A 12087-nucleotide genomic window follows, 5' to 3' on the forward strand; every position below is an offset into this window, starting at 1 on the left:
CATGACTGCTGCCATCGCCTCGGCCGACATCACCGGCCTGTTGCTGGCCGGTGGCCGCGGCAGCCGCATGGGTGGCGTGGACAAAGGCCTGCAGCCGCTGCGCGGCCGGCCCCTGTTTGAATGGGTGCTGGCCCGCCTGCGGCCCCAGGTCGGCCCGCTGCTGATCAATGCCAACCGCAATCTGCCGGCCTATGCCGCCCAGGGCCTGCCGGTGCTGAGCGATGCCGACGACAGCTTTGCCGGCCCGCTGGCGGGCTTGCTGGCCGGCCTGCAGGCCTGCGAGACCGAATGGCTGCTCAGCGCCCCCTGCGACACGCCCATGCTGCCCAGCGATCTGGCCGAGCGCCTGGCCACCGCCGCGCTGGCGGCCGGCGCCGATCTGGCCGTGCCCCTCAGCGTCAACGCCCAGGACGCCGCGCCGGGCGAGCCGCCACGGCCGCAGATCCAGCCGGTCTTCTGCCTGCTGCGCGCCTCGCTCAAGACCTCCTTGGCCGCCTATCTGCAAGGCGGCGGCCGCAAGATCGACACCTGGCTGCGCGCCCAGAACCATGTGCTCGTGCCCTTTGACGCGCCCGGCGATGCGCAGGCCTTTTTCAACGCCAACCATCTGAGCGAGCTGCAGGCCTTGCAAACCCTGTTGCCCGACGCACCGCCCTCATGAGCAGCCCCGCCCCCCCCGCCGCCTGGTCGCCCAAACCCGACGCCCAGATCCGGCCCATGCACACGGCCGATCTGGCGGCCTACAAAGGCCTGCGCGATGCCATGCTGGCGCGCCACCCGGAGGCCTTCACCTCCGACTACGAGACCGAGTTGCTGCGCGATGCCGACAGCTACCGCAGCCGCCTGAGCGGCGGCAATGGCGGCCACTGCCTGTTCACCCTGCTGGCCTGGGTGGGACCCGAACTGGTGGGCGCCATCAGCTGCGAACACGAGGCCAGGCTCAAGGTGAGGCATGTCGCCCACATCGTCGGCATGATGGTGCGCGACGATCTGCACGGCCAGGGCCTGGGCCACCAATTGCTCAGCCGCAGCCTGACCCTGCTGCGCGGCGAAGCGGTGCTGGAGCTGGTCACGCTCAGCGTCACCTCCAGCAATACCGCGGCCATCAAGCTCTACGAGCGCTGCGGCTTCCAGCGCCATGGCCGTCTGCCCGGCGCCATCCGCCTGGCCGACGGCCGCATCCTCGACAAGGACTTGATGAGTCTGCGTCTGCACTCCTGACTGACTGATCGCCCGCCCCTGCACATGCCCAGCCCCACCCACGTCCAAGAATCCCTCGCCGAAATTGCCGCTCGCCTGGCAGCTTATGACCCCCAGGCCTTGCGGGTGGAGCTCGCCCAGCAATTCATCCAGTCCCTGCTCCCGCCGCCCCAGGTCCAGATCCGAGCACAGGAAACCGTGGGCCTGCGCCAGGCGCTGGGCCGGGTGCTGGCGGCGGATGTCATCTCGCCGCTGAATGTGCCGGCGCATGACAACTCCGCCATGGACGGCTACGCCCTGCGCGCCAGCGATCTGCAAACCGAGGGCCCGACCCGGCTGCGCGTGCTGGGCACCAGCCTGGCCGGCCAGACCGCAGCGGCCGAGCCGCCCGCCGGCTGCTGCCAGCGCATCATGACCGGCGCCCTGATGCCCGCGGGCCTGGACACCGTCGTGCCGCAGGAGTTCACCCACGCCCTGGACGATGGCCAGATCAGCATTCCACCCAAGCTGCTGCGCGCCGGCGACAACCGCCGCCGCGCCGGTGAGGACCTGCGCCAGGGCGGCGTCGCGCTGGCCGCCGGCCGCCGCCTGAAGCCGGCCGACATCGGCCTGCTCGCCTCCCTGGGCCTGGCCCAGGTGCAGGTCTGGCGCCGCCTCAAGGTGGCCGTGCTGTCCACCGGCAACGAGCTTTGCGAACTGGGCCAGAACCCCGAAGCCGGTGGCCTCTACGACAGCAATCGCTACACCTTGTGCGCCTTGCTGGAGCAGTTGGGCGTGGAGGTGCTGGACCTGGGCCTGGTGCGCGACGAGCCCGCCGCCCTGCGCGCCGCCTTTGGCCGCGCCGCGGCCGAGGCCGACGCGGTGATCAGCTCCGGCGGCGTCAGCGTGGGCGAGGCCGACCACACCAAGGCCGTGATGGCCGAGCTGGGCGATGTGCTGTTCTGGCGCGTCGCCATGCGGCCCGGCCGCCCGCTGGCCATAGGGCGCATCGCCCAAACAGATGGCCGCAACTGCCTGATGTTCGGCCTGCCCGGCAACCCGGTGGCGGTGATGGTCACCTTCTACGCCTTTGTGCGCCAGGCCTTGCTGCAGCTGAGCGGAGCGACACCCGAGCCTTTGCTAACGCTGCAAGCCATCAGCAACCAAGCCCTGCGCAAAAAGCCCGGCCGCAGCGAATACCAGCGCGGCATCGTCAGCCGCCGCGCGGACGGCCGCTGGCAGGTCGCCATCACCGGCAATCAGGGCTCGGGCATTTTGTCCAGCATGAGCGCGGCCAACGGCCTGGTGGTGCTGGGCCATGAGCAAGAGGATGTGGCGGCGGGGGAACTGGTGGAGGTGTGGCCGTTTGAGGGCCTGGCCTAGGAGTCATACCCACCCGATTGATCGAATACCGCATGCAGGACTACAACGCAGAATCCGTCGCCACCTTCGACAAGAACGCCGCGCGCTACGCAGAGCGGTATTTCGCTCTGAGCGACTACGACCATTTCTTTGCTTGGATTGCCGAGGCCACACCGCTGGGTTCCGTGCGCTTTCTTGACCTTGCTTGTGGCCCGGGCACTGTCTCGGCCTTTATTCGCCGCAAACGGCCCGAGGCCGAAGTCTGGTGCGTAGACCGCTCGCCGCAGATGTTGGCTGAAGCCACGCGACTTGTTGCTAGCGTTCAGGTTCAACAGGCCGATTGCCGTGATCTTTCTACCGTTCCAGGCCTGTTTGATGCAGCGGCGTTCTTCTTTGGCCTGAGCTATTTTGACGATACGGATGCCCGGCTCGTGCTGTCGGAGTTGCATCGCCTGCTGCGCCCCGGTGCTGCCCTGCTGCTGGCTACGGTAGCAGGCGAGCCGGCGCTGACCGGCGCGCAATGCAATGCGGCAGGCGACCGGGTATTCAGCTTTTATCGCCGCAGCCAGGAAATTGAACAAATGATGCAACACGCCGGCTTTGTGATCGAGCAGACGCATCAAATCCCGAGTCCGGCGAATGCCAGCGTCAAAACCGAGGATGTGCTTGTACGAGCAAGAGCCTCACCCAAATGATCCCGCTCAGACTCAAGCGCCCAACATCCCATGCGCCTCAATCAAATCACCCTCCCTGCACTCGACGTTGAGGCCTCCATCGCGTTCTACCAAGGCCTCGGGCTTCGCCTCATCGTGAAGGCGCTGCCGCACTACGCGCGGCTTGAGACCTCTGACGGGGAGTCCACCCTGTCTTTGCATCAAACCATGACAGCGCCCCAGGGAGCGTCTGCAGTCGTCTACTTTGAATGCGACGAGCTTGATGCCCAGGTTGGGCAGTTGCAAGCACGGGGCTACGCCTTCGATCAGCTGCCCAGGGACGAGCCATGGCTCTGGCGAGAGGCGCGACTCAGCGACCCCACCGGGAACACGATCTGCCTTTACTGGGCAGGCGAGAACCGGCGCTTTCCGCCCTGGCGACTGCTAGGTTGAGCGGTGCCTCACCCACCCCATGGCCGCCAATGCCAGCAGGCTCAGGGCCCAGCCGGCGGGTTCGGGCACGGTGGCGGCGCTGGGCTTTCCGGGCTGGGGTGTGGCGATGATGAAGTCTTGCGCCACCGGGCTGTAGAGCCGCTCCACCGAATAAGCACTGCTGACCCCGGGCAGTTGGCCCAACCAGCTGGCGGCCTGCTGGCGCACGGCCTGGCTGCCCCCCGATTCGAGCGCAAAGTTGCCGCCAGTGAGACTGAGCTGCTGGGGCTGGTCGTAAAGGATTTCCCAGATCGAGAGCTGGAAGGCCACGCTCTTGACCGTGCTGTCAATGGCGCCGGCCACGGTGTAGAGCCGGCCCAGCAGATCGGCTTCCTGGCTGCTGAAGCCATGGACCGTGCCATTGGCCACCAAGGTGTAGTCGTAGCCGACGTTCCAGTAGAAGTTCTGGTAGATGTCGGTGCAAAAAGTGATCAGCGTTTCCTGACCGCGGCCGAAGTCCGCGCGGCCCGTGAATTGGCCCACGCCCACCCAGCCCGACATGCTGGTGTCCATGGCCTCATAGCCCTGGGTGAAGCCCGTCATCGTGACGGGGCTAGCGAACGCTGTGCCTATGCAGGCCAGCAGGCCGAGGCTGGCGGCGAGGCGCAGGGGGCGGGCGGATGGCTTGGTTTTCACGTTGCGGCTCCGAAGCTTGTCTAGCGGGTAGCCGCAGTGTGCGCAGATGCGGGCCGGCCGTCTGTCCCTTGCGCAGGGACTGCGGGGCAGGAATACGGGCTTGGCGTGATATCTGCACGCCGGTCACCCGGATTGCGCCCACGCCCTGGACGTCGCGCTTGGCCATCAGCGCCCCACCCAAACTCAGTCCGCCGCCTGCGGCGCACTCAAGCTCTTGCTGTAAAAACCTGAGGCATCAAAACAGCAGACCCGCTTCTTGCCGGCAGAGAGCATGTCGAGCGCGCCCGCCACCCGGCTGCTTCGGGTCTTGGCTTGCTTGGCGGACTCGAGCCAATGTATCCAGTCAAGGCGCGCGAGCGTCGTCGTGCCCTCCCAGGCCGCCTGGGCCGCCGGGCATGCGGCAAGTGCCTCGCGCAGGTCGGCGGGCAGCTGCGGCTCCGGCTCTGGATCGGCCGGAGCAATTTGAACGGTGACCACCGCCCCAGGCTCCACCTGGGCAAGCTCGCGCAGTGCCTGGCTCACCTTGAGCCAGTGGCTCAGCTGGCCATCCGGTTCAAGCGTGGCTTGAAAAGAGTGGCCGTTGAGGCGGCCATCGACCGAGGTCCTGCCACGCCTCGGCAAGATGTCGCTCGCGGCTTTGGGCAGCACAAGAAAAGCCCAGGACTCGTCCTTGCCCGGCTGCGCCGGACGGCATAGCCGGGCCTGGAATGTGAACGGGGCTGTTTTGCTCATTTCAAGTCACCTTGCAGATCTTGCTTGTGCTACCGGGAAGCGCCGACTCCTAGGGCCTGTTAGCGCTAGGGCTGGACCGATCTGTACACATTAGGGCAATGCCGCTCCATGAAGCGAGCCGGGCTGGCCAGCTCGGTGAACCCGAACTGCTTGTACAAGCCATGCGCGTCCCGGGTGGCCAGCATGAAGCGCCGGAGTCCTTGCAGGTCCGGATGGGCGAAGACAAAGGCCATCAGCCGTTTGGACAGGCCCTGGCCTCGATGCGCTTCGAGGATGAACACATCCGCGAGATAGGCAAAGCTGGCCTTGTCGGTGACCACCCTGGCAAAACCCACTTGCTGGCCCCGATGAAAGACGGCAAAGCACAAGGAACCCTCGATGGCACGCTCCACCAACGCCCGCGGGATGCCCGGCGACCAGTAGCTCTGCGTCAGATAGGCGTGGATGGCGGCCACATCGAGGCGCTGCTTGTCCGCGCTGAGTTCATAGCCCTCATCGGTCGTGTTGGCTAGCATTTGGCGTGCTCAAGGTTTCTTGCGGTGAAGCCTGCCTCCGCAGGCCGGGGCTGACATCAACTCAGTTTAATCATGCAGGCGGATGGGCCTGCGGCACCGTAGCCGCTTTCTTCCCCAGCACCTCGGCACTGGTTACCCCCAGCGAGAGGTAGAGGCTGCTCAAACCATCCACTCCCACATCGGCCGGCGTCACCCAGCGCTGCGGCAGATAGAGCAGGCCGCCGCCCACCGGCACCGGCGCGGTGGGTAGGATAACGGCCAGATAGGGCTGACCCTCCAGCAGCACCGGCTCGGGCGTGGACAGCAGGCCCAGCACCCGCGCGCCGCCCTCGCTGCCGGCCGGCTTGGGACCGCCGAAATGACACCACACCGGCGTCATCGCGCCCACGCCCTGGGCATCGCGCTTGGCCATCAGCTCCACCATGCGGCTCAGCAAGTCATAGACCGTGCTGATGACGGGAATACGGTTGATCAAACCCTCCAGCGCCTGCTTGACGCGGCGCTGCAGCTGCGTCTCCACCACCAGGCCCAGCAGATAGATCAGCAGCAGGGCCAGGCCCAGGCCCAGGGCATAGGCCAGGCCCTCGGATTCGGTGACCCGCAGACCCAGGCTGCCCAGCACCGCGCCCACCGCACTGCCCGGTCCCAGAAAACGCGCCAGCAGCGAGATCACCCAGCCCACCAGCATCAGCGTGGCAAGCAGGGGCAGCACGGCCAGGGCACCGGTCAGCAGCGTGCGCAGCAAATGGGCTTGGGTGGACTTCACAAAAGGTTTCATGGGCAGAGAATGCCGGACAAACCGGCGATGCTAAGCGCTGGACTGCTCGCCTGTACCGAAGATCAATCTTGGAGGCGGCCAATGGCTAGCCCTGGTGCTTGAATGCTTGGGAGGGAAAATGGAAGACCCAGAACTTGCGGATGGGTTCAAGCAATCCAACGCCTGCCCCAAGGCCGCCGCAGCCATTCCCAGGCCCCGATCACGCCCCCAGGACGGCACAGCGCTGAACCGAGATCTGGGTGATGAAGGGCCCGGCCTGCTGCTTGAACAAGGCCAGGCTGGCGCCCTCATCGTGGGCCTTCAGCGCCTCTGCGCTTTCGTACAGCTCATACAAGACCAGTGAACTCAGGGAGTCGCCGGGACTCAAGACCTCGAACTGCAGCGTGCCTGCTTCGTTGGCCAGGCTGCGCTGCCTGTGCTCGAGCAAGGCCTGCAAAAATGGCGTCTTGGACGCGGGTTCAAATTCAAGGCTGACGACGAGTGCAATTTTTTCCATACGGCTTTTTAGCACGGTCTCGGCCGCCCCACGGGCAGCGCCCAAGCGCCGCTCCGGCGCGGAGTCGCGTCCAGCCGCTGGGCAGCCAGGCGCTCATTTCTCCGGCGTCAAGGCCTGCGTGATCCTGGGCATGTCCACATAGCGCTCAAAGGCAACAAGATTGCCCGCGACCTCGCGGTTGCTCATCAGCTCCTGCATGGCCAGTTGGCCCAGGAACTCGAAGGCTTTTTTCATGGCGCCCGTGCCCTCGGCCTTGACCAGGGCACGCAGCTCGGTCGCGCAATTTTCGGCCAGCAGACGGCTGAACAGGGCTGCGGCGGTTTTGGAGGCCTGGTCGGCCGCCTCGGGCGTGGCGGCGGAGAGGTTCTTGATCTCGGGATGCGTGGCCATGGCCAGAAAGATCCAGCGGGCCAGATCCTTGCGATCCTTGCCATTGGTGCTGTCGGCCAGGCAGGTGCTGGCCTGCTCCGTCAACGTGGCGGCCGAGGCCGGCACGCTGAACAAGGTGAGGGAGAGAACGGTGGCCAGGGCCAGGGGCTTGAGAATGAAATTCATAGAGAGAGAGGGGGGCAAAAACGTCTGGGCTTCAGAATAGCGGCAAATCCCAGAGCTGCCGGGCCCCGGCCTTGGCGATGAATGCGCCCATCGCCCAGTTTCGCCAGCCCTTCTCCATCAACACATAACTCGATCCCCACATGCCATCCTGCATCGCCCTGCTCCGTGGCATCAATGTCGGCAAAGCCAAGCGCATCGCCATGGCCGATCTGCGCGGCCTGCTGGAGGGTCTGGGCCACGGCCAGGTCAAGACCTTGCTGAACAGCGGCAATGTCGTCTTCGAGGCTAACTTCAAAAAAGGCCGGAGCGAGGCCCAGGAGCTGAGCCGCATCGCCTCCGAAATCTGCGCCGCCGTGCAAGCCCATGCCGGCTTCCATGCCGAAGTCATCGTCATCAGCGGCCAGACCTTGCGCGAGGCCATGCAGGCCAACCCTTTTCCGGCCGCTGTGGCGCAGGCCTCGCAGTTCCTGCTGGCCTTCGCGCCTGACACGGACGGCCTCGCGGCCCTGGCCCCGCTGCAGGCCCAGGACTGGTCGCCCGACCAATTCGCACTGGGCCAGCAGGCGGCCTATCTCTGGTGCAGCGGCGGGATTCTGGAGAGCCGCCTGGCCAAGGAGCTCTTGCGTCAAGGCCTTTGCACCAGCCGCAATTGGGCCACGCTGGGCAAGCTGCTGGAGCTGCTCAATCCAGCAAAGGCAGCACCAGGCTGACCTGCAGGCCACCGCCCTCACGCCTGGCCAGGGCGATGCGCCCGCCGTGCGCCTCGACGATCTCGCGGGCCAGGGCCAGGCCCAGGCCGGTGCCGCCGCCGCTGCGCTTGGTGGAATAAAAAGGCAGCAAGGCCTGGGCCAGCACGGCCTCGCTCATGCCGGGGCCGCGGTCCGACACGATCAGGCGCAGCTGCTGCGAATGCTGACGGCTGGGGCATTCCACCCGCAGGCTCACGACGTCCGCCGGCCCTCCTGCTTCATGGGCGTTCTTGATCAGATTGATCAAGGCCTGCTCGATCTGGCCCGCGTCAAAGCAGGCGCTGCGGCTGGGCAGCTCGCCCTCCAGCACATAACTCTGGTGCGCCGCCAGGCCGTCCAGAAATGCCGGCCAGTCCACCGGCGCCAGCAGGGGCTGGGGCAGCTTGGCGAACTGGGCATAGGCCGACAGGAACTGGTGCAGATGGGCGGCCCGGCTGCCAATGCTCTGCAAGACCTGGGGCAGCCGCTCCGGCTGGCCGCGCCGCAGCAGCTCGCTGCCGCTGTGCGCCATCGAGGAGATCGGCGCCAGCGAGTTGTTCAGCTCGTGGCTGATGACGCGTATCACCCGCTTCCAGCTGGCCACCTCCTGGCGCGACAGCTCGTGCGTCATGCGGCGCAGCAGCAGCAGGCGGTGCGGCCGACCCTGCAGGATGATGGCGCGCTGCGACAGGTGGTAGCGCTCCTCCATGCCGCCCTCTTCCACCGAAAAGAGCTGGTCCTGCCGGCCGACCAGGGCGCTGCGCATGGCCTCGGGCGCGTCGACCAGCAGCTCCTGCAGAGAGCCGCCGCCCAGGCTGCGGCCGCCGGCCAGCAGGGCGCGGGCGGCGATATTGGCATAGGCGATGCGGCCCTGCTCGTCGCAGAGCAGCAGGGCCAGGGGCGTGTTCTGCACCACCGTGTCCAGCAGCAATTCGCGCTGGGCCAGTTGCTGGCGTTGCTCGCGCAAGGCCAGGCCTAACTCATTATGCAAACGCAGCAGCGTGCCCAGCTCGCCGCGCGCCTCGGGGCCGCTGGTGGCCAGCGAGAGGCTGAAGTCGCCATCCCGGTAGCTCAGCACCGCGCCCTCCAGCGCGCGCAAGAGCCGCAACAACGGCGCCATCACCCGCAAGGCCAGCGCCAGCAACAGGGGCAGGACCAGGGCCAGGCTCAGGGCCAGGGAGGCCAGGCTCCAGGGCGCGGGCGGGCCCCAGGTCCAGCCCCAGTGCCGCTGCAGCCAGGCCAGCACCGGCGGCAGCGGCCACACGACGATGGCGGCATGCGCGGCCAGGGCCAGCACGGCCGTCAACATCAGCAGCAGGAACAGACGCTGGCGCAGGCTGAGGCTGAACAGATCAGGCAGCTGGGTCCAGGCCATCGCTCAATCCATAACGCTCCATCCGCCGGTACAAAGCCTGGCGCGACAGGCCCAGCTGCTGGGCCGCGCGGCTGACCACCCCGCCCTGCTGGCTCAGCGCCGCCAGCACGGCCGCGCGGCTGGGCTCGTCCAGATTGCGCGTTATCGACGCAGCCGCCGGCACCTCAAGGCCCAGGTGCTGAGGCGTGATCGCCAAGCCCTCGCCCGCCAGCAGGGCGGCGCGGGCCATCACATTCTTGAGTTCGCGCACATTGCCGGGCCAGGCGTGGGCCTGCAAGGCCTCGCTGGCGGCGTCGGAGAGTTGCGCGCCCGATCCCGCCAGGAAATGCCGGGCCAGGGCCAGGATGTCCTCGCGCCGCTGGGCCAGGGCCGGCAGGCGCAGCTCGAAGACATTGAGGCGGTAGTACAGGTCTTCGCGGAACGTGCCCTGGGCCACCATGGCTTTCAGGTCGGCATTGGTGGCGCTGATGATGCGCAGATTGGACTCGCGCGTGCGGCTAGAGCCCAGGCGCTCGAAGCGCCCCGTCTCCAGCACCCGCAAGAGCTTGACCTGACCGGCCAGAGGCAAGGTGCCAATTTCGTCCAGGAAGAGCGTGCCGCCATGCGCCGCCTCGAAGCGCCCTTCGCGCGCCTTGTGCGCGCCGGTGAAGGCGCCGCTCTCGGCGCCGAAGAGTTCGGCCTCGATCAGCTCGGCCGGCAGCGCGCCGCAGTTCAGCGCGACGAAGGGGCCGCCGCGGCGGGCCGAGTTGGCATGCACGATGGCCGCCACCTTTTCCTTGCCGCTGCCATTGGGGCCGCTGACCAGCACCGGCAGCTCGGTGCGCGCCACCTGGGCCGCCAGCTCCAGCGTGGCCAGCATGGCGTCGGATGCAAACACCAGGCCGTGCAGATCGATGCGCTCGGCCAGGGCCGCGCGTCTGGCCTCGCGCTGCTGCCGCTGGTTTTGCAAGTCACGATTGCTCTGCGCCAGCTCCAGCAGGTTCTCCACCGTGGCCAGCAGCTTGCGGTCGTCCCAGGGCTTGGCCAGATAGTCGGCCGCACCGGCCTTGACCAGGGCCACGGCGCTCTCCAGCCTGGTCCAGGCGGTGAGCAGAATCACCGGCAGATCGGGGCAGCGCGCGCGCAGGGCGCGGAACAAGGCCACGCCCTCCTCGCCCGAGGTGGTGTCGGCCGTGAAGTTCATGTCCTGGATCACCAGGTCCACAGGCTCGCGGGCCAGCAAGGCCAGGCCGGCGGCCGGGCTGGCGGCGTAGTGGCTGCTGATGTCCTGCAAGGACAGCAGCAGGCTCAGGGCCTCGCCCACGCCGGGGTTGTCGTCAATGATCAGAACGCTGCGCATGGGCGAGGAGGATAACGTCGTTTACATGCGCAAAGCGGCCACCGGCGGCAGGGCCGCCGCCCGACGTGCGGGGGCCAGCACGGCCAGCTGGCCCAGCAGGATCAGCAGCGCAGCGCCTATGGGCAGATAGCTCCAGGGCAGGCGCGGCATCTCATAGCTCTGCATCAGAAGCAGGCTCAGGGCATAGGCCCCCAACATGCCCAGGGCGATGCCCAGCAGGGAGAGCAGCAGATTCTCGGTCTGGAAGTAGCGCAGGATCTGGCCCCGGGTCGCGCCCAGGGCGCGGCGCGTGCCTATCATGCGGCTGCGCTGCTGCACCCAGAAGCTGGCCAGGCCGACGATGCCAAAGGCCGTCACCACCAGCAGGGCCACGCAAACCCCCGCCAGCAGGCCCACCATGGCCTTGTCGGGGGCAAAGTAGGCCTCGCGCATCTCGCTCAGGGTTTGCTTGCGGTTGATGATGCGGCGGCCATCCACCTGCTCTATCGTGCCTACCGCTTGTTTCAGCAGTTCGCTGCGCCGGGCCGGGTCCACCCGCAGCAGATAGCTGCCGCTGGCAAAGCTGGGCCGCACCGGAATCAGGAAAGCGGCCTGCTCCTTCAGCGCCGTGCCGCTCTTGGGATGGGGCGGCTGCAAGCGCTCCACCACGCCCACAACGGTCTGCGGCTTGTCGCCAAAGATGTAAATGGCCTTGCCCAGGGCCGACTGGCCGGGGAACAGCTTTTGCGCCAGGGCCCGGTTGATGATGGCGGCGGGCACGGCCATCTCAGGGTCGTGCTCCACCTTGGACTGCAGCTGGTATTCCTGCGGCAGAAAGTCCCGCCCTTCCAGCAGGCGCAAGCCCATCACCTCCAGGGCCGTCTCGCCGACGATATAGGTCGCCGCCTCTTCCTTGGCGACGGCCTCGCCGGGCTGGGTGCTGACGCCGCTATAGCTGCTGTTATTGCCGTAAGGCACCTGATTGACCAGCGCGGCCCCGCGCACGCCGGGCAGGGCCCGCAGGGCTTGCAGATCGCGCACGCTGGTGGCGTCCGCGTCCTCGCTGCGCGTGATGCCAGCGACATCCAGCGCCAGCAACTCGGCCTCGACCAGGCCGCTTTGCTGCTGGAGAGAATCCATGCGCTGCGAGATCAGGTGCAAGGCATTGCTGACGATGGCGCAGCTCAGCGCAATCTCCAGCACGATCAGGGCGGCCGCCGTCTTGTGGCGGCGCAGGGTGGAAAGAATAGGCATCAAGTCCATGATGG

The 12087-nt window shown here is 67.1% G+C and carries 15 protein-coding genes; 6 read left to right on the forward strand and 9 right to left on the reverse strand.

The genetic code is table 11. The features are described from left to right. The first annotated feature begins 1 nt into the window (after position 1). The 5 genes from mobA to HNP55_RS02575 are packed head-to-tail and all read left to right on the forward strand — an operon-like array spanning position 2 to position 3647. On the forward strand, positions 2-661 hold the full coding sequence (gene mobA, locus HNP55_RS02555) for a molybdenum cofactor guanylyltransferase MobA (RefSeq protein ID WP_184295853.1): 660 nt from the start codon (positions 2-4) through the stop codon (positions 659-661). Then, complete coding sequence (locus tag HNP55_RS02560; RefSeq protein WP_184295860.1) at positions 658-1221, forward strand: GNAT family N-acetyltransferase; 564 nt, start codon at positions 658-660, stop codon at positions 1219-1221. The genes mobA and HNP55_RS02560 overlap by 4 nt, the downstream gene beginning before the upstream one ends. 24 nt (positions 1222-1245) lie before the next feature. Continuing rightward, complete coding sequence (gene glp / locus HNP55_RS02565; RefSeq protein WP_184295862.1) at positions 1246-2562, forward strand: gephyrin-like molybdotransferase Glp; 1317 nt, start codon at positions 1246-1248, stop codon at positions 2560-2562. Between the two features lie 32 nt (positions 2563-2594). Further along, a complete protein-coding gene (locus tag HNP55_RS02570) occupies positions 2595-3236 on the forward strand; it encodes a class I SAM-dependent methyltransferase (protein WP_184295864.1) in 642 nt (213 codons plus the stop codon). Positions 3237-3266: 30 nt separating this feature from the next. Continuing rightward, positions 3267-3647: a VOC family protein gene (locus tag HNP55_RS02575; protein WP_184295866.1), complete on the forward strand. Its 381-nt coding sequence runs from the start codon at positions 3267-3269 to the stop codon at positions 3645-3647. Here the strand turns inward: HNP55_RS02575 and HNP55_RS02580 are convergent. From HNP55_RS02580 to HNP55_RS02605, 6 genes are all read right to left on the reverse strand, one after another. Next, the gene (locus tag HNP55_RS02580; RefSeq protein WP_184295868.1) at positions 3639-4322 is read right to left on the reverse strand and encodes a PEP-CTERM sorting domain-containing protein; all 684 of its coding nucleotides are present in this window, start codon (positions 4320-4322) and stop codon (positions 3639-3641) included. The genes HNP55_RS02575 and HNP55_RS02580 overlap by 9 nt on opposite strands. Positions 4323-4505: 183 nt before the next feature. Further along, positions 4506-5054, reverse strand: a complete 549-nt coding sequence (locus HNP55_RS02585; protein ID WP_184295870.1) for a YdeI/OmpD-associated family protein — start codon at positions 5052-5054, stop codon at positions 4506-4508. A gap of 65 nt (positions 5055-5119) precedes the next feature. After that, positions 5120-5569, reverse strand: a complete 450-nt coding sequence (locus HNP55_RS02590) for a GNAT family N-acetyltransferase (protein ID WP_184295872.1) — start codon at positions 5567-5569, stop codon at positions 5120-5122. Positions 5570-5639: 70 nt separating this feature from the next. Continuing rightward, positions 5640-6347, reverse strand: coding sequence for a DUF502 domain-containing protein (locus HNP55_RS02595; protein ID WP_184295874.1), 708 nt, complete (start codon positions 6345-6347; stop codon positions 5640-5642). Positions 6348-6546: 199 nt separating this feature from the next. Beyond that, positions 6547-6843, reverse strand: a complete 297-nt coding sequence (locus HNP55_RS02600) for a putative quinol monooxygenase (RefSeq protein WP_184295876.1) — start codon at positions 6841-6843, stop codon at positions 6547-6549. 93 nt (positions 6844-6936) lie between these two features. Further along, the gene (locus HNP55_RS02605) at positions 6937-7398 is read right to left on the reverse strand and encodes a hypothetical protein (RefSeq protein WP_184295878.1); all 462 of its coding nucleotides are present in this window, start codon (positions 7396-7398) and stop codon (positions 6937-6939) included. A gap of 140 nt (positions 7399-7538) precedes the next feature. On the opposite strand from HNP55_RS02605, the gene HNP55_RS02610 reads away from it, so the two are divergent. Continuing rightward, positions 7539-8108: a DUF1697 domain-containing protein gene (locus HNP55_RS02610; protein ID WP_184295880.1), complete on the forward strand. Its 570-nt coding sequence runs from the start codon at positions 7539-7541 to the stop codon at positions 8106-8108. Here HNP55_RS02610 and HNP55_RS02615 read toward each other — a convergent pair. The 3 genes from HNP55_RS02615 to HNP55_RS02625 are packed head-to-tail and all read right to left on the reverse strand — an operon-like array spanning position 8080 to position 12082. Beyond that, complete coding sequence (locus HNP55_RS02615) at positions 8080-9501, reverse strand: sensor histidine kinase (protein WP_246448117.1); 1422 nt, start codon at positions 9499-9501, stop codon at positions 8080-8082. The two genes, HNP55_RS02610 and HNP55_RS02615, sit on opposite strands and share 29 nt — an antisense overlap. Beyond that, positions 9479-10840 carry a sigma-54-dependent transcriptional regulator gene (locus HNP55_RS02620; protein ID WP_184295882.1) on the reverse strand — a complete coding sequence of 454 codons (1362 nt, stop codon included), beginning with the start codon at positions 10838-10840 and terminating at the stop codon, positions 9479-9481. The genes HNP55_RS02615 and HNP55_RS02620 overlap by 23 nt, the downstream gene beginning before the upstream one ends. A gap of 21 nt (positions 10841-10861) precedes the next feature. Continuing rightward, entirely contained in the window at positions 10862-12082 is a 1221-nt protein-coding gene (locus tag HNP55_RS02625; protein WP_184295884.1) for an ABC transporter permease, read from the reverse strand. Between the last annotated feature and the right edge of the window lie 5 nt (positions 12083-12087).

The sequence above is a fragment of the Roseateles oligotrophus genome, from assembly GCF_014204525.1.
Lineage (GTDB): Bacteria > Pseudomonadota > Gammaproteobacteria > Burkholderiales > Burkholderiaceae_C > Paucibacter_A > Paucibacter_A oligotrophus_A.